This is a genomic window from Paraburkholderia fungorum (assembly GCF_046026025.1).
Classification (GTDB): domain Bacteria; phylum Pseudomonadota; class Gammaproteobacteria; order Burkholderiales; family Burkholderiaceae; genus Paraburkholderia; species Paraburkholderia fungorum_E.
The window spans coordinates 145,692-161,809 of record NZ_JAQQFL010000018.1 but is presented as its reverse complement, the minus strand read 5'-3'; the positions used below and the strand labels follow the sequence as shown (position 1 = coordinate 161,809).

13 protein-coding genes are annotated in these 16,118 nt (G+C 61.7%); 5 read left to right on the top strand and 8 right to left on the bottom strand.

The window, feature by feature from the left end; translation table 11 throughout:
• The 3 genes from PQR67_RS20865 to prpF all read left to right on the top strand — a co-directional run.
• The coding region (locus PQR67_RS20865) for a citrate/2-methylcitrate synthase (RefSeq protein ID WP_408463295.1) at nt 1-322 on the top strand (322 nt) is incomplete at its 5' end.
• Nucleotides 323-683: 361 nt separating this feature from the next.
• Nucleotides 684-3,281: a Fe/S-dependent 2-methylisocitrate dehydratase AcnD gene (acnD, locus tag PQR67_RS20860; protein WP_408463293.1), complete on the top strand. Its 2,598-nt coding sequence runs from the start codon at nt 684-686 to the stop codon at nt 3,279-3,281.
• 35 nt (nt 3,282-3,316) lie between these two features.
• Nucleotides 3,317-4,501, top strand: coding sequence for a 2-methylaconitate cis-trans isomerase PrpF (prpF, locus tag PQR67_RS20855; RefSeq protein ID WP_408463291.1), 1,185 nt, complete (start codon nt 3,317-3,319; stop codon nt 4,499-4,501).
• Nucleotides 4,502-4,529: 28 nt separating this feature from the next.
• Here the strand turns inward: prpF and PQR67_RS20850 are convergent, their stop codons facing one another.
• Entirely contained in the window at nt 4,530-6,140 is a 1,611-nt protein-coding gene (locus PQR67_RS20850) for an ATP-binding response regulator (RefSeq protein ID WP_408463288.1), read from the bottom strand.
• Between the two features lie 242 nt (nt 6,141-6,382).
• Complete coding sequence (locus PQR67_RS20845) at nt 6,383-7,117, bottom strand: SDR family oxidoreductase (RefSeq protein ID WP_408463285.1); 735 nt, start codon at nt 7,115-7,117, stop codon at nt 6,383-6,385.
• A gap of 109 nt (nt 7,118-7,226) precedes the next feature.
• On the opposite strand from PQR67_RS20845, the gene PQR67_RS20840 reads away from it, so the two are divergent.
• Complete coding sequence (locus PQR67_RS20840) at nt 7,227-8,186, top strand: LysR family transcriptional regulator (protein ID WP_408463283.1); 960 nt, start codon at nt 7,227-7,229, stop codon at nt 8,184-8,186.
• Here PQR67_RS20840 and PQR67_RS20835 read toward each other — a convergent pair.
• Nucleotides 8,140-10,434, bottom strand: coding sequence for an NADP-dependent malic enzyme (locus PQR67_RS20835; protein ID WP_408463280.1), 2,295 nt, complete (start codon nt 10,432-10,434; stop codon nt 8,140-8,142). The two genes, PQR67_RS20840 and PQR67_RS20835, sit on opposite strands and share 47 nt — an antisense overlap.
• Nucleotides 10,435-10,571: 137 nt before the next feature.
• Between PQR67_RS20835 and PQR67_RS20830 the strand changes: the two genes are divergently transcribed.
• Nucleotides 10,572-11,540: a LysR family transcriptional regulator gene (locus tag PQR67_RS20830; protein ID WP_408463277.1), complete on the top strand. Its 969-nt coding sequence runs from the start codon at nt 10,572-10,574 to the stop codon at nt 11,538-11,540.
• A 15-nt stretch (nt 11,541-11,555) separates the two neighbouring features.
• Here the strand turns inward: PQR67_RS20830 and dmeF are convergent, their stop codons facing one another.
• The 5 genes from dmeF to PQR67_RS20805 all read right to left on the bottom strand — a co-directional run bounded on the left by dmeF (nt 11,556) and on the right by PQR67_RS20805 (nt 15,839).
• The gene (dmeF, locus tag PQR67_RS20825; RefSeq protein ID WP_408463274.1) at nt 11,556-12,827 is read right to left on the bottom strand and encodes a CDF family Co(II)/Ni(II) efflux transporter DmeF; all 1,272 of its coding nucleotides are present in this window, start codon (nt 12,825-12,827) and stop codon (nt 11,556-11,558) included.
• Between the two features lie 8 nt (nt 12,828-12,835).
• On the bottom strand, nt 12,836-13,111 hold the full coding sequence (locus tag PQR67_RS20820; protein ID WP_408463272.1) for a metal/formaldehyde-sensitive transcriptional repressor: 276 nt from the start codon (nt 13,109-13,111) through the stop codon (nt 12,836-12,838).
• A gap of 116 nt (nt 13,112-13,227) precedes the next feature.
• Nucleotides 13,228-14,499 carry an RNA polymerase sigma factor gene (locus tag PQR67_RS20815; RefSeq protein WP_408463270.1) on the bottom strand — a complete coding sequence of 424 codons (1,272 nt, stop codon included), beginning with the start codon at nt 14,497-14,499 and terminating at the stop codon, nt 13,228-13,230.
• Complete coding sequence (locus PQR67_RS20810; RefSeq protein ID WP_408463267.1) at nt 14,496-14,867, bottom strand: YciI family protein; 372 nt, start codon at nt 14,865-14,867, stop codon at nt 14,496-14,498. Before PQR67_RS20810 ends, PQR67_RS20815 begins: the two co-directional genes overlap by 4 nt.
• 300 nt (nt 14,868-15,167) lie before the next feature.
• On the bottom strand, nt 15,168-15,839 hold the full coding sequence (locus PQR67_RS20805) for a glutathione S-transferase family protein (RefSeq protein ID WP_408463306.1): 672 nt from the start codon (nt 15,837-15,839) through the stop codon (nt 15,168-15,170).
• Between the last annotated feature and the right edge of the window lie 279 nt (nt 15,840-16,118).

The window sequence follows — 16,118 nt, the reverse complement described above, 5'->3', positions numbered from 1 at the left end:
CAACAAGGTCATCAAGGAAGTCGCAAAGCAGCTCTCGAAGGAAGCGGGCAACCTGAAGCTGTTCAACATCGCCGAGCGGCTTGAAACCGTGATGGCGGATGCGAAGAAGATGTTCCCGAATCTCGACTGGTTCAGCGCGGTGTCGTATCACATGATGGGCGTGCCGACAGCGATGTTCACGCCGCTGTTCGTGATCGCCCGCACCGCAGGCTGGAGCGCGCACATCATCGAGCAACGGATCGACAACAAGATCATCCGGCCGAGCGCGAATTACACCGGTCCCGACGATCTGCCGTTCGTGCCGCTCGCCAAGCGCGTCTAAGGGTATGAGCCTGTTTGCAGTGTAAGCATGAAGCCGCACGCGTTTCTCCTCCATTGCGTCTCATGAGCGCGGCGCAATGAAGTTGGGCCTTGGCTCGCTGGAACCCCGAGCCAAGGCTGTTTTTTGCAGCGCATGCTGCAGCACGCGTTGTGGTGCATTGTGCGACGCATCAACGAAACACGCTGCAAGCCGGCGCGCTACTGCAAGCGCTACCGCGAGCGCCACCGCAAGCTAAACTACACAGACTGTCCGATTGACACGCTGACGCGCAAGCGTTGCGCCGCTTGAAAGAGGGGCAGCGGATCGTGAAACACGGCTGCCGCCATTGTCCCCGGATCATTATTGTTTTGTCCCCTACGCCATGAATACTGCCAACCGCAAACGCCTTCCCGGCACCCAACTGGATTTCTTCGACACGCGTGCCGCCGTCGATGCGATCCAGCCCGGCGCCTATGACAAGCTGCCGTATACCTCGCGCGTGCTGGCCGAAAACCTCGTGCGCCGCTGCGATCCGGTGACGCTCGTCGCATCGCTCAAGCAGATCATCGAACGCAAGCGCGAACTGGATTTTCCGTGGTTCCCGGCGCGCGTGGTGTGTCATGACATTCTCGGCCAGACCGCACTGGTCGACTTAGCCGGCCTGCGCGATGCGATCGCGGCACAAGGCGGCGATCCGGCGATGGTCAACCCGGTCGTGCCGACACAGCTCGTGGTGGATCACTCGCTCGCCGTGGAATGCGGCGGCTTCGATCCGGATGCGTTCGCGAAGAACCGCGCGATTGAAGATCGCCGTAATGAGGACCGCTTCGATTTCATCAACTGGACCAAGCGTGCGTTCAAGAACGTCGACGTGATTCCGCCGGGCAACGGTATCCTGCATCAAATCAACCTCGAGCGCATGAGCCCGGTGGTGCAGGTAAAAGACGGCGTGGCCTTTCCCGATACGCTGGTCGGCACCGACTCGCATACGCCGATGGTGGACGCGCTCGGCGTGATCGCGATCGGCGTGGGCGGTCTTGAAGCGGAGAGCGTGATGCTCGGCCGCGCGTCCTATATGCGGCTGCCGGATATCGTCGGCGTGGAGCTCACGGGCAAGCCGGCCGAGGGCATTACCGCGACCGACGTGGTGCTCTCGCTGACCGAATTTCTGCGTAAGGAAAAAGTGGTCGGCGCGTACCTCGAGTTCTACGGCGCGGGCACGGGCAACCTGACGCTCGGCGATCGCGCGACGATTGCCAACATGGCGCCTGAGTTCGGCGCGACGGCGGCGATGTTCTACATCGACGAGCAGACCATCAAGTATCTCAAGCTCACCGGCCGCGACGACGAACTCGTCAAGCTGGTCGAGACCTATGCGAAGGAAACCGGCTTGTGGGGCGCTACGCTGAAGCACGCCGAGTATGAGCGCGTGTTGACGTTCGATCTGTCTACCGTGGTGCGCACGCTGGCGGGGCCGTCGAACCCGCATCGCCGTTTGCCGGTTTCCGAACTGGCCGTGCGTGGTGTCAGCGGTAAGGTGGAGAACGAGCCGGGTCTGATGCCGGACGGCGCGGTGATCATCGCCGCGATCACGAGCTGCACGAACACCAACAATCCGCGCAACATGATTGCCGCCGGTTTGCTGGCGCGTAACGCCAATCGGCGCGGATTGATCCGCAAGCCGTGGGCGAAGACGTCGCTCGCGCCTGGGTCGAAGGCGGTCACGCTGTATCTGGAAGAGGCGGGCCTGTTGCCGGAACTGGAGCAATTGGGCTTCGGCGTGGTCGCGTATGCGTGCACGTCGTGCAACGGCATGTCGGGTGCGTTGGATCCGGTGATCCAGAAGGAGATCGTCGATCGCGATCTGTATGCCACGGCGGTGCTGTCCGGCAACCGTAATTTCGACGGACGTATTCATCCGTATGCGAAGCAGGCTTTCCTCGCCTCGCCGCCGCTGGTGGTGGCCTACGCGATTGCGGGCACGATCCGCTTCGATATCGAGAAGGACGTGCTGGGCGTCGACGCCGACGGCAACGCGATCAGGCTGAAGGACATCTGGCCGTCGGACGAAGAGATCGACACGATCGTTGCTTCGAGTGTGAAGCCGGAGCAGTTCCGCAAAGTGTATGAGCCGATGTTCGCCGTTTCTGTCGATACCGGTGAGAAGGCCGATCCGCTGTATGACTGGCGTCCGATGAGCACTTACATTCGCCGTCCGCCGTATTGGGAAGGCGCGCTTGCCGGTGAACGCACGCTCAAGGGTATGCGCCCGCTGGCGGTGCTGGGCGACAACATCACGACCGACCACCTGTCGCCTTCGAATGCGATTCTGGCGGACAGCGCGTCGGGCGAGTACCTCGCCAAAATGGGCTTGCCGGAAGAGGATTTCAATTCATACGCAACCCACCGTGGCGATCACCTGACCGCGCAGCGTGCCACCTTCGCGAACCCGACGCTGAAGAACGAGATGGTGCTGGAAGACGGCAAGGTGAAGGCCGGTTCGTTGGCGCGCGTCGAGCCGGAAGGCAAGGTGACACGCATGTGGGAAGCGATCGAAACCTACATGGAGCGCAAGCAGCCGCTGATCGTGATTGCCGGGGCCGACTATGGTCAGGGTTCGTCGCGTGACTGGGCGGCGAAGGGCGTGCGGCTGGCGGGCGCCGAAGCGATTGTTGCCGAAGGATTCGAGCGGATTCACCGCACGAATCTGGTGGGCATGGGTGTGTTGCCGCTGGAATTCAAACCTGGCGTGAATCGTCTGACGCTCGCGATCGACGGTACCGAGACCTTCGACGTAATCGGCGAACGCAAGCCGCGCGCCGATCTCACGCTCGTGATTCATCGCAAGAGCGGTGAGCGCGTGGAGGTGACGGTGACTTGCCGCCTCGACACCGCGGAAGAGGTGTCGATCTACGAAGCCGGTGGTGTGCTGCAGCGCTTTGCACAGGACTTTCTTGAATCGACGAAGGCTGCGGCCTAAGGCTTTTGAGCTTCTCTCATCAGGACACTATTTTCATGGCCCACAAACCTCAGATCAAGATTGCGGCGACGTACATGCGCGGCGGCACCAGCAAAGGCGTGTTCTTCCGGCTGAAGGATTTGCCGGAGGCGGCTCAAGTGCCGGGCGCCGCGCGTGATGCGCTGCTGATGCGTGTGATTGGCAGCCCCGATCCGTATGGCAAGCAGATCGACGGCATGGGCGCGGCGACGTCGAGCACGAGCAAGACGGTCATCATCGCGAAGAGCAGCAAGCCGGATCATGACGTGGATTATCTGTTCGGCCAGGTTTCCATCGACAAGGCGTTCGTCGACTGGAGCGGCAATTGCGGGAATCTTTCTGCCGCCGTGGGGCCGTTTGCGATTAGCGCGGGTCTTGTCGACGCGAGCCGGATTCCGCAGAACGGTGTGGCTGTGGTGCGAATCTGGCAGGCGAATATCGGCAAGACGATCATCGGGCATGTGCCAATGACCGATGGCGCGGTTCAGGAAACGGGCGACTTTGAACTCGACGGCGTGACGTTTCCGGCTGCTGAGGTTCAGCTTGAATTCATGAACCCGGCTGCTGAAGAAGAGGGCGCCGGCGGTGCGATGTTCCCCACAGGGAATCTGGTTGACGACCTCGACGTGCCAGGTGTGGGCACGCTGAAGGCGACCATGATCAACGCCGGTATTCCGACCATCTTCGTGGATGCGGAAGCGATCGGTTATAAGGGCACCGAACTACAGGACGCCATCAATAGCGACGACAAGGCGCTGGCGATGTTCGAAACCATTCGCGCGCATGGCGCGGTGCGGATGGGGCTGATCGGGAGTATCGATGAGATCGCGACGCGGCAGCATACGCCGAAGGTCGCTTTTGTCGCGAGGCCTGCCGATTACGTTGCTTCCAGCGGCAAGCGGGTTGCCGCGAGCGACGTCGATTTGCTGGTGCGGGCGATGTCGATGGGTAAACTGCATCACGCGATGATGGGGACGGCGGCGGTTGCGATCGGGACGGCGGCGGCGATTTCGGGGACCCTGGTGAATCTCGCCGCGGGTGGCGGGGCGCGGGACGCGGTGCGATTTGGGCATCCGTCCGGGACGTTGCGCGTGGGGGCCGAGGCTCGCGAGGAAGGCGGTGAGTGGACGGTCACCAAGGCGATCATGAGCCGGAGCGCGCGGGTGTTGATGGAAGGGTGGGTGAGGGTGCCGGGGGAGTGAGTTGGCGGTGGATAGCGCGGCATCAGCCCTACCCCCTGACGTTCTGACACGTGTTGGGCACCAGACTTTTAAGTAGAGGGGCGAGGCCGACTGGTTTGATCAGGTGATCGTCAAACCCGGCCGCAAGGGAGCGCTGTCGATCGTCTTGCTGACCGAACCCTGTCACCGCGATCATGCGTGGACGTCTGTCGCACGGCAGAGCGCGAAGTTCGCTCGCAAGTGCGTGACCGTCCATGCCTGGCAATCCTATGTCAATTAAAAACACATCAGGCATGACGCTCCTGGCGGCGAACAGCGCGGCATCAGCGTCCCCTGCCAGCGTTATCTGGTGTCCATAGAGTTCAAGCAGCATTTTCATTGCGTCGGCCGCATCGAGATTGTCGTCCACAATCATGATCCTTTGCGGTCCGGCACTGTCTGCGACAGGCACGACCAAACAAAGCTGCGCGCCTGTTGTCACGATGGGTAAGCGCAGGCAGAACTCACTGCCGCACCCTTCGCCGTCGCTGGCCGCCGAGACAGATCCCCCGTGCATCTCAGCCATCGCCTTCACCACGGATAAACCGATCCCGAGTCCGCCATTTTGCTGAGTGGCGCCATTCTGATCTTGCGTGAACAGATCGAACACCTGGCCGAGCATCGATTTTTCAATCCCAATGCCTGTATCCCGGACCGTCACAATAAGGTCTTCGCCTTCCACCGTCACGCACAGGAAGATCGCTCCTTTCGCGCGGTTGTACTTTGCTGCGTTGTTGAGCAGATTGCCCAGCATCTGGGCAAGGCGCGTGCGATCACAATGCAGCGGTACGGCGTGCGTCGGCTGCTCGACAGTGAGGCGCAATCCACGCATGGCAATTTCGGGCGCAACGATGTCGATCGCGTCGGCCAGCACCTCGGCAAGCTCAACGCTGGTTTTGTTCAGCGTAACGCGCCGATGCTTGATGCGCGCCACATCGAGCAGATCGTCAACGATACTCGTCAAATGTGTCGTCTGGCGATCGATCACCTTCACTGCCTGCGATATTTGTATGTCCGATGGTCGTCCAGATTTAAGTACTTCGACGGCGGAGCGAACTGGAGCGAGCGGGTTGCGCAGTTCATGAGCGAGCATCGCCAGAAATTCGTCCTTGCGCCGATCGGCGTCCTTTAGCTGTTCTTCAAGGTGTTTGCGTTCGGTAATGTCAATGACGATATTGATTGCACCGAGCGTTTCTCCACTGGGATCGATCAGCAGGCGGGGATGAGCCAGCACGTTGCGGCGCGAGCCGTCAGGCCGCTCGACAATGGCCTCGGCGACAGCGACGTCCTGCTGTTCGAGAAGGGTAAGTGCCATGGGGCAGCGATCAAGCGGAAGCGGATGGCCATCCACCGTGAACATCCTGTGTGATCCGCACCACGAATCCGAGCCAATTTCAGGCGATCGCCCCCAAAGCTGGACGGCCGCGGCGTTAAAGAGTGTCAGCTTCCCCTGGGCGTCGCAGCAATAGATTGCCACCGGAAAATCATCCAGAAGGATTCTGTAACGCATCTCACTTTGTAACAGCGCCGCGCGCACGTCCTCAACGACGCAAGCGGGCGATGCAGGCGCGAGCACTAATGTGGGCGCTTCCGAACGGCGGGGCAGATTCGTTGTTTTCATGGACAGGCCCAGGCAGTACTGACGCTGGCCGTGCGTCCGGGGATGGACGCTGTCTCATGATCACAGGATCGGATCGCAGCACTACGAGTATGCGCTGATGTTGATACATAAGGTCGCATAAGGTCGTTCAAAGGGTATACGCGAGCGCTGAACTGGAGCGAGGAAGCTTCGCTTGCGGCGCAGCGGTTCGTTGTGGGTGTCTTGTTGATCACGCATCTACGCGCCCCCCGTCACGAAGGCCATCAAACCAGCACACCACCTCCGTCCACGACGACAGTCTGTCCCGTGGCATAGCGATTGGTCATCAGATAGAGGTAAGTTTGCGCAAGGTCCTCCGCCTCGCCGACACGACCCACCGGCAGGGCAGCGCCACTCGCGGCGTAGAGCGCCTCGCGCTCGGATTCGGGCAAGTCGTCCCACAGCGGCGTGCGCACCAAACCAGGACTCACGAGGTTGACGCGAATGGGCGCCAGCTCCACCGCGAGTGCCCGTGTGAGACCTTCCATCGCGCTGCAGACGCTGGCCAGCGCCGCCCAACCCTTTTGCGGCCGCAAGCTCGCAATGCCGCTGGTCAACACCACGGAACCGCCGGGACGCAGATACGGCGCCGCATGTTTGACGGCGGCAATGGCGCCGAAGACTCGCACGTCGAAAACCTGACGGATCGTATCGAGGCTCATGTCGGCGAGCGCGCCGGTTCGCAACGAATCCCCCGCGCTGTAGACCAGATGGTCGAACGCGCCGACTTGTCCGAACAACTCGCGCACCGCGGACTCGTTACTCAGATCGACGGCATATCCCTTGACCCGGTCGCCGAGTCTGGCGACGGCATCGGCGACGCGCTCACTGCGCGATGAAACCACGCTCACCGAGGCGCCGGCTGCCAGCGCGGCCTGGGCCGTGGCAAGACCGATTCCCGAGGTGCCGCCGAGCAGGACGACGTGTTGATGCTGAAGGTTCGTGCTTGCAATAGTCATGGAGAGTTCTCGCTGTGGATTGTGAGTGGAGCCAGGACCCGAGTATTATTCTTTAGCCTGACTTGATAAACCCACTATTTCTTCGAACACTCCTTAACAGAGATTGCGAATGGATCGATTCAGCAGCATGGAGATCTTTGCACGCGTGGTCGAACGCGGCAGCTTCACCGCTGCGGCCGAAGGCAGCGGTATGACGCCCACGATGGTCGGCAACCATATTCGCGAGCTGGAGCGGCGCCTCGAAGGCCGGCTGCTGAATCGCACCACGCGGCGTCAAAGCCTGACTGAACTTGGCAAGCGCTATCACGCGCGATGCCTCGAAATTCTGGCGCTGGTGGATTCCGCGGAGCTGGATGCGCGAGAAATGCAGAGCAGCCCGCGTGGCCGGTTGCGGGTGAGTTGCCCGGTTATCTATGGCACGCGTGTGCTCGTACCGGCGCTTGCCGTGTACCTCGACCGCTATCCCGAGGTCCAGGTCGAGCTGTCCCTTAGCGACCGCTTCGTCGATCTGGCGGAAGAAGGCTTCGACGCTGCCATCCGCGCCGGCGTGCTGCCGGACTCGGGCCTGATTGCGCGGCCGTTGGCCCATTCGCCGCGTATCGCCTGCGCGTCGCCGGCCTATCTGGCGCGCCATGGGCACCCGAAGGCGCCCGCCGATCTGGCGCAGCACAACTGCCTGGCTTTTATGGTCGAGACGGGACCCGAACGGGAGTGGCGCTTCCCACGCCCCGACGGCAATGGTGTGGAGCGCGTAACGGTTCGGGGCCGTCTCGATGTCAATGGCGGCCTGGCGCTACGCGAGGCCGCCATCGCGGGACTGGGGATCGTCCTTCAACCGCAGGTGATGCTGCAGGAAGATCTCGATGCCGGCCGGCTCGTGCGTCTTTTTCCCGACTGGCCGGCACCGACCTGGCCGGTCCAGGTGGTGCATTTGCCCGATGCCCATATGCCGCCGAAGCTGGCAAGTTTCATCGCCTTTCTGCAGGAAACGTTGGGGCAGGGTAGTGAGCGGCAGAACGTGCCTACTGGGCGCGATTCGCCTCGATCACGGTCAACGCCGCCATATTGACGATTCGCCGGACCGTAGAGCTGGACGTGAGAATGTTCACCGGCGCGTTGACGCCCAGCAGAAACGGGCCCACTGCCACGTTGCTGCCCGCGCCGGTCTTGAGCAGGTTGTAGGCAATGTTGCCCGCATCCACGTTGGGACAGACCAGCAGATTGGCGGCGCCTTTGAGCGGCGATGTCGGCAAGATTCGTGAGCGCAATACCTCGTCGAGCGCACAGTCGCCATGCATCTCGCCGTCGACTTCGAGCTCCGGCGCCTGCTCTCTCACGATCTCCAGCGCCCGGCGCATTTTCACACCCGACGCCGCGCCGCCTCCACCGAAGTTCGAGCGCGACAGCAAGGCGGCCTTGGGCTCGAGGTTCAACCACGCCATCTGCCTCGCCGCGCTAATCGTAAATTCGGCAATCTGCTCCGCGCTCGGATCGTCGTTGATATGGGTATCCACCAGCGCCACGGTACGCTGATCCAGCAGCAGAATGTTCATGGCCGCGTAGGTTTGCGCGCCGCGCTTCTTGCCGATCACCTGATCGACAAAGCGCAGATGGTCGTGATACGCGCCAACCGTGCCGCAGATCATGCCGTCCGCGTCTCCGAGCCGTACCATCATCGCGCCGATCAGGGTCAGGCGGCGCCGCATTTCGACACGCGCCATTTCCTTGGTGATACCGTCGCGGCACATCAATTCCCAGTACGTTGTCCAGTACTGTGGAAAACGCTCGTCGTATTCCGGATTGGTCACTTCAACGTCCTGCCCGAGTCGCAGCCGCAAACCGAATCGCTCGATGCGCGCCAACAGCACTTCCGGACGCCCCACCAGAATCGGCCGCGCGAGCTTCTCGTCGACGATCACCTGTACGGCTCGCAGCACGCGTTCGTCTTCGCCCTCCGTGAAGACGATGCGCGCGTTGCCACCGTCGCGCACGAGCCGTCTCGCGGTCGAAAACAGCGGCTTCATGAAGGCGCCGGAGTGGTAGACGAACTGCTGCAACTGTTCGACATAGGCGGCGAGGTCCGGCAACGGACGTGTCGCCACTCCGCCTTCCATCGCGGCTTTCGCGACCGCCGGTGCAATCCGCACGATCAGACGTGGATCGAACGGCTTGGGAATCAGATACTGCGGACCGAATGCCACGTCATAGGCACCGTACGCGGCGGCGACAACGTCGTTCTGCTCCTCTTCCGCGAGACCGGCGATTGCGTGCACCGCCGCAATTTCCATTTCGCGTGTGATGGTCGTAGCGCCAACGTCCAGCGCGCCGCGAAAGATGTAGGGAAAGCACAGGACGTTGTTGACCTGGTTCGGGTAGTCCGAGCGGCCGGTGGCGATGACGACATCGTCTCGCGTGGCGTGAGCCAGCTCAGGAAAGATTTCCGGCGTGGGATTGGCCAGCGCGAGAATGAGTGGACGTGGACCCATCGCTTTCAGCATGTCCGCGCTCAGAATGCCCCCTACCGAGAGCCCGAGGAACACATCCGCCCCCTGGATAACGTCGGCAAGCGTGCGTGCGCCGGTTTCCTGGGCGAAGCGCATCTTGTCCGGGTCCATCAGTGCGGTACGTCCCCGATAGACGACACCTTCAATGTCGGTTGCCCAGATGTTTTCTACCGGCAGCCCCAGATCGACAAGCAGATCAAGACAGGCGAGAGCCGCCGCGCCCGCGCCCGACGTCACCACCTTGACCTCCGAAATGGCCTTGCCCACGACCTTCAGTCCGTTGATAAAGGCCGCGGATACCGTGATGGCCGTGCCATGCTGATCGTCGTGGAAGACCGGGATCTTCATGCGCTCGCGCAGCTTGCGCTCGACGATGAAGCACTCCGGCGCCTTGATGTCCTCGAGATTGATGCCGCCAAAGGTGGGTTCGAGCCCGGCGATGATCTCGACCAGCTTGTCCGGATCGGTCTCGTTGATCTCGATGTCGAACACGTCGATGCCGGCAAACTTCTTGAATAGCACGGCCTTGCCTTCCATCACGGGCTTGGAAGCCAGCGCGCCGATGTTCCCCAGGCCCAGCACGGCGGTGCCGTTGGTAATCACGCCGACGAGGTTGCCGCGACTCGTGAAGCGATGCGCCTGCAGCGGGTCCGCTGCAATGGCTTCGCAGACGCTGGCGACGCCCGGCGTGTAGGCAAGCGCCAGATCACGCTGGGTTACAAGCGGCTTGCTTGCCACCACGGAGATCTTTCCGGGTGTCGGAAATTCGTGGTAGTCGAACGCGGCTTGCTGATCGGTCTCGGTCTGCTTCATGGTGTTCTGCGCCTCGTTAGGTGCGCCGGGAGAGTCCAGCGCGATCGATTGAGGCGATTCTAGAGCGCTGCCATAAGCAGATGATTTTGTTTTAATATCGGTCCATCATTTTTTTGTGATGGGTGCGTTGACCGTCAATGACATTTGAGTCGAACGACATAGTCAGGCGGCTGAGCGCGCGTCTGAAGATGCGGCACCTCGTGCTGTTGCTGCAAATCCAGCAGCACGGCTCGCTGACGCGCGTCGCGGAACACATGGCCAGCAGTCAGCCGGCCGTGACCAATGCCTTGGCCGAACTGGAAAGCATGTTCGGCACGCCGCTGTTCGAGCGTTCCTCGCGCGGCATGCTGCCCACCGCACTCGGTGCGGTTGTGCTCGAACGGGCCCGGGCGATGATCCACGATCTCGACCATCTTGCCCGCGACATGAAGGCCGTTGCTTCGGGGCATGCGGCGCACCTGCACATCGGCGTGATTCCGTTTATCTCCGGCCAGATGCTCTCGGCGGCACTCAAGCGGCTGCAATCGGGCATGGAGCGGCGCCTGACTGTGACCATCCACGAGGGCACCAGCGATCAGCTATTGCGGCAGTTGCAGGACCATACCGTCGACATTGTGATCGGACGGGCGGCGGCATCGGTCGATCTGAAACAGGTCAGCTTTCAAGTCCTGTTCCGGCAGCAACCGCGGTTGATCGCGAACCGGCGACTCGCCGCAAAACTGGCGCGCACGAAGCTCGACTGGACGAGGCTGTTGACGCTGGACTGGATTCTCGGCGCGCCTCATACGCCGATGAGAGAGCAGGTGACCGACCTGTTTCTCGCCGCGGGCACGGCACCGCCGGTGCCCGTGGTGGAGAGTTACTCGGCCAAACTCATCGGCGAAATGATTGCTTCAAGCGAAGAGGCCGTGTCGATCGTTCCCTCGGATATCGCCGAAGAACTGGTTCGCATTGCGGGTGTCGCAATCGTGCCCTACTCATTCGAATGGACGCTTCCGCCCATCGCGCTGTTCACCCGCTCAGAAGGTTCGCACTCCGCGGCACAGACTCTGTTCGTCGAATCGTTGTGCCAGGTATGCAAGGAGACGTACGCTGAAGCGCGGTGACTTGACTGCCGTGAGTCAGGCCGCCGCGTGGGGCGATTGCACTTCAACGGTGACATGCGACAGCCCCTTGAAGCGCTCGAGTACGGTGTGATAGAAGCGCGAATCGCGCTGGGGTTCACCGGTTGCCACCGACACCACGGCGCTCATGTGACCTGGACCCACCCGCCACACGTGCAGGTCGACGACCTTGTCGCCGCGGTCCTCGATAGCATGACGCACATTCTCCGCCATACGCCGGTCGGCGTTCATGTCGAGCAGAATTGCGCCCGTGTCGCGCATCAGGCCGTACGACCAGTTTGCAATCACCAGCGCGCCGATGATACCGGCGAGCGGGTCCATCCAGAGCCAGCCAAATGCGCGTGCCAATACGAGGCCGATGATAGCCAGCACGGAGACCGCCGCATCCGCCATCACGTGGATGTACGCGGACCGGATGTTATGGTCGCGGGCCGCTGCTTCGGGCGCGTCGTCTTGATGTGCGTGTTCTTCGAATTCGACCTGGTACTCGCCGTCGGGCATGCGCACGATGGCCTTGAAGGCGTGTGGTTCAGGAATGTCTTCCTTCGATTCCAGATAGCCGCCACGGTCCGCCAGCGCGAATACCTGTTGTGTCCCATCGGGCCGCACCGTCGTAATCGAAACCCCAGCAGCATCGAGCCGTGAATTCTCCGTCGCCGGCGTCATGCGGAAAACGGGGGGCACGCCGTCTTCGAAGATGGAAACGGCAAACACGCCGGATGGGGCGAAGATCTTCTGCAGATCCTCTTCGTGAGCGTGGTCATCATGACCGTGTCCGTGGCTATGACCGTGACTGTGTCCGTGATCGCCGCCGCTCAGTAGCCATACGCTCGCCAGGTTGACAAGCAGGCCGACCACCGCAATGGGAATTGCTTCACCGAAATGAATCGGTACCGGCGACAGAAATCGCGACACCGCCTCGTAGCCGATCAGCACGGCAATCATCGCGAGCACGATGGCACTCGTGAACCCTGCCAGGTCGCCCAGTTTGCCGGTACCGAACACGAAGCGGGAGTCGCTGGCGTGCTTGCGCGCGTAGGTATACGCAAGCGCGGCAATCAGCATCGCGCCCGCATGCGTCGACATATGCAGACCATCGGCGACGAGCGCCAGCGAACCGAACATGCTGCCGCCGACGATTTCAATCAACATCATCGCGCTGCACAGTGCAATCACGGCCCACGTCTTGCGCTCGTTCTTTTCGTGACCCACACCCAGAAAGATGTGGTCATGTCCTGCGCCGAATGCGGCGTTTTTGAAATCGCTCATTTTTAACTCTACTTGAAATAGCTGTGAACAACTTCGATGAGTTGTTCCGTCGCGCTGACACCCTCTTCCTCGCCATGTTCCGCGTCGACGAGGTGGTTCCTGATGTGGTCTTCCAGCACAACCGCAAGCAGACCGTTCATCGCGCCGCGACAACTGGTGATCCGTTGCAGCACGTCCGAGCAGCCGTGCTCTTCCTCGAGCGCCCGCTCGATGGCTTCGACCTGTCCCTTGATGCGGCGGACCCTATTGAGAAGCTTCTGTTTTTCCTGGACCGTGTGACTCATCGTGCGCTCTCCAAATACCCCTATGGGGTATATCAAGGTCGCAAGTCTATCATAGGGAGTGGGGGTATACGGCCATGTCGCGTTTTTTTGATGCCAACGGCTCTGCTGACGCCGGACTAGCTTTTCGCCGACAACAACTCAATGCGCTTGCGCTGCAGAAATCGGCGCACGGCCGGATCGTGCTCGAGTCCGATCGCGAGGTCGTACGCGCCGAGCGCTTGCGTCTTCGCACCGGCACGCGCGAGCAGATCGGCGCGCGCGGCCCAATACGGCTGGTAGTCGGCCAGCCGTGGATCGTCCGCATACGGCTCGAGCGCGTCGAGCGCCGCTTGCGGGCCGTCGCGTTCCGCCAGCGCGAGCGCGCGGTTCACCGCGACCACCGGTGACGCTGCAATCGCGAGCAGCGCATCGTAAAGTTGCACGACTTCGTCCCAGTTCGGGCGATGCGTCTGGCAGCGGTGGACGTGCGCCGACTGCAACGCGGCCTCGAGCTGAAAGCGTCCGATTGCGTTGAATGCGCTCGCGCGCCGCAGCAGTGCGTTGGCTGCGTCGATCATCGGCGCATTCCACGTCGCCGGGTTCTGAGCCGACAGCGGCACGTAGTCGCCGGCCGCATCGCGTCGCGCATCGTTGCGCGACTGCGCGTACAGCATCAGTGCGAGCAGGCCAAGCGTCTCGGGCTCATCGGGCAGCAGGTCGACGAGCAAATTGGCAAGAAACAGTGCCTCGCCGGCGAGATCGCGTCGCTCGGTATCGCCGCCGACCGGATCGGTCCACCCTTGCGCATAGGCTGCATAGACCGCTTCCAGCACCGCGGCGAGCCGGTCGGGCAACTCCTCGCGCTCCGGTACGCTGAACGGGATACCCGCGCCGCGGATCTTGTTCTTCGCCCGTACGAGGCGCTTGGCCATCGCGGCGGGCGACATCAGGAACGCGGACGCGATCGTCTTCGCTTCGAGCCCCAGCACCACCTGCAGCATCAGCGGTGTGCGGATCGCGGCCTCGAGCGCGGGGTGCGTGCACGCGAACAGTAGCGCAAGCCGCCGGTCGGGCAACATACCTGCTTCACGCTCGTCGATCTCGTCGGCGAGGATCGCGAGCTGGTTCGTCACTTCGTCGCCGATACGGCGATGACGCGCGCCATCGAGCGCCCGGCGGCGCGCGACCGTCAATAGCCACGCTTCGGGATTCGCGGGGCAGCCGCGCGCCGGCCAGTCCGCGAGCGCGGCCGCAAACGCGTCGGCGAGCGCGTCCTCGGCCGCGGCGACGTCGCGCGTGCGCATCGCCAGCAGCGCGACGAGCTTGCCGTAACTGCGGCGCGCGACCGCCTCGGCAATTGCATGCGCGGCGCCGTCGGCGTTACGCCCGCCGCCGCCGGACGAACTCATGCAGCAGATGGTGCGTCGTAGGGGGCAGTCCAGACCGGGCGCACTTCCATGAGGCCGTGCGCCGCACCGGGACAACGCGACGCCCACGCGATTGCCGCGTCCAGGTTGGGCACGTCGATCAGGTAGTAGCCGGCGAGCTGCTCCTTCGAATCGGAATACGGTCCGTCAAGCACCTGCGGCTTGCCGTCGACGAGCCGCACCGTGGTGGCCGTGTTCGTGTTCTGCAGCCGGTTGGCGCCCACCAGCACCTCTGCTTTTTTCAGCGATTCGGTGTACGCCTGATACGCGGCAACCCCTTGCTGCCGCTCGCTGTCGGTCATCCGGTTCCAGCCGTTTTCTTCCGAATAGATCATCAATAGGTATTGCATATGAGCCTCCGTCATGGGGTTAGGGCGGGAGAATTACATTAGCCGCCATCACAATGACGCTTGGGCCGCATGCTGACGGACAGGTAGCGTCGAAAAAATTGCGAACGGCGCACCCGCGTTAACCGTTCGCCTCCGTCGAGGATATCGCAGCGGATAGGCGAAAGACAAAGGTCGACCTGCAACAGCCCGTGGAGACCTCGATCCTACGGAATCAGCCCGCGACAGACGCTGGAAGCAATTGCTGCAGCGCAAGCAACTGATCGACCCGTTGCTGGCCCCGCAAGGCGTACTGGTCTTCGATTACACGGACGGAATAAGTTCTTGAAGAAAATCGGGGACCACACTTCCAATCGAGGCAAGATATCCCGCCATAGCACCCGCAACTTTTCGCACGGCGGGACGTGCGGTCATTCGGTCACGCCAGGCCAGCAGGTTGGGCGTCTCTCCTGCTATTGGCGCGCCCTTGCGCGCGCCGAACAACTGCGCCATGTAAAACGCAATGTCGGCATAGGAATAGGTTCCGGCCAGAAATTCCCGATTCGCAAGAACTCGTTCCATGCGCCGATAATATTGCCACGCTTCGCTGCGCGCAGTCTGCGCCGCAGGATCGTCCGGTGCATGTTCAAGCCCCATGAGTCGGACAATGTGGGGGAAATAGATTTCATCGCTGCAGTGTTCGAGCTGACGCGCCATGGCGCGTGTCTCTCGATGCGCCGGCCATAAGGCGGGATTGGGCTTCAGGTCTTCAAGATACTCAAATATTTGCGTGGAGTCGAAAATCTCCAGATTGCCGTCTATCAGTACCGGCACCTGATGCTTCGGATTGACGCGCAATACATCCGGATGTTTGGGATCGTAACCGCGCAGCGGGTCAAACGGGGTCATCACCAGTTCGAAGTCGATGCCTTTCTCGTGCGCCGCAATCTCGACCTTGGCACCGAACATGCTGAGCGGACCGGAAATTATTTTCATTTGTCTCTCTTCAATGGATTTCATGCGGCGCGATCCTGATCGCCTTCGGGGTTCGCCTTGATGTTGGGCGAAATAATAATGTGTTATCCGAATCGATTGAAGAGATCCGGATTGTCGAGGTCACGGAATTGCCCCATGACCGTCATACCAACTGCTTGTTGCTTCTCGTGAACGCTCTCTCCCTGGCTTGACCTGCGCGTTGATCGTTGATCGCGCGGATGAGGGATGTGGCAGATAATAGGTCCGTTAACATGACACCTTATGTCATGTATTTGAAAT

Coding starts and splice junctions, on each gene's coding strand:
- PQR67_RS20835 (WP_408463280.1), bottom strand. CDS start 10,434: ATGAAGCAGACCGAGACCGATCAGCAAGCCGCGTTCGACTACCACGAA.
- PQR67_RS20805 (WP_408463306.1), bottom strand. CDS start 15,839: ATGAAAATAATTTCCGGTCCGCTCAGCATGTTCGGTGCCAAGGTCGAG.
- acnD (WP_408463293.1), top strand. CDS start 684: ATGAATACTGCCAACCGCAAACGCCTTCCCGGCACCCAACTGGATTTC.
- PQR67_RS20840 (WP_408463283.1), top strand. CDS start 7,227: ATGGATCGATTCAGCAGCATGGAGATCTTTGCACGCGTGGTCGAACGC.
- PQR67_RS20830 (WP_408463277.1), top strand. CDS start 10,572: ATGACATTTGAGTCGAACGACATAGTCAGGCGGCTGAGCGCGCGTCTG.
- dmeF (WP_408463274.1), bottom strand. CDS start 12,827: ATGAGCGATTTCAAAAACGCCGCATTCGGCGCAGGACATGACCACATC.
- PQR67_RS20850 (WP_408463288.1), bottom strand. CDS start 6,140: ATGAAAACAACGAATCTGCCCCGCCGTTCGGAAGCGCCCACATTAGTG.
- prpF (WP_408463291.1), top strand. CDS start 3,317: ATGGCCCACAAACCTCAGATCAAGATTGCGGCGACGTACATGCGCGGC.
- PQR67_RS20820 (WP_408463272.1), bottom strand. CDS start 13,111: ATGAGTCACACGGTCCAGGAAAAACAGAAGCTTCTCAATAGGGTCCGC.
- PQR67_RS20845 (WP_408463285.1), bottom strand. CDS start 7,117: ATGACTATTGCAAGCACGAACCTTCAGCATCAACACGTCGTCCTGCTC.
- PQR67_RS20810 (WP_408463267.1), bottom strand. CDS start 14,867: ATGCAATACCTATTGATGATCTATTCGGAAGAAAACGGCTGGAACCGG.
- PQR67_RS20815 (WP_408463270.1), bottom strand. CDS start 14,499: ATGAGTTCGTCCGGCGGCGGCGGGCGTAACGCCGACGGCGCCGCGCAT.